General features: G+C 62.5%; 1 protein-coding gene. It reads right to left on the bottom strand.

The window, feature by feature from the left end; translation table 11 throughout:
• A partial coding sequence (locus B7G52_RS23130; RefSeq protein WP_240523598.1) for a methyl-accepting chemotaxis protein occupies positions 1–533 on the bottom strand: 533 nt, incomplete at both ends.

The following is a 533-nucleotide window of genomic DNA, read 5'->3' as shown; positions in this document are numbered from 1 at the left end:
TGCGTCACCTGGTCCATCTGCGTGATCGCCTGGTTGATCTGCTCAATCCCAGCCGTCTGCTCCTGGCTGGCCGCCGTGATCTCGGCCATGATGTCGGTCACGCGTTTGACGCTGTCCACAATCTCGTCCATGGTCTTGCCGGCCTCGGCTACCTGTTTGCTGCCTTCTTCGACCTTGTCGACGGAGTCGCCGATCAGGGTCTTGATCTCTTTGGCCGCGGCCGCACTTCGCTGGGCCAGGTTTCTCACCTCGGCGGCCACCACCGCAAAGCCTCTGCCTTGTTCCCCGGCCCGGGCCGCTTCGACCGCGGCGTTCAGAGCAAGAATATTGGTCTGGAAGGCAATGCCCTCGATCACGCTGATGATGTCGACGATCTTTTTCGATGACGCGTTGATCGCGCCCATGGTGTCGACCACCTGGGACACCACGCTGCCGCCCCTGACCGCGACGCTGGAGGCCGTCACGGCCAGCTGGTTGGCCTGGCGGGCGTTGTCGGCGTTTTGTTTGACGGTACTGGTCAGCTCTTCCATCGA

Source organism: Polaromonas sp. AER18D-145 (assembly GCF_002379095.1).
GTDB lineage: Bacteria > Pseudomonadota > Gammaproteobacteria > Burkholderiales > Burkholderiaceae_C > Polaromonas.
This window is presented reverse-complemented; position numbering and strand designations above follow the sequence as displayed.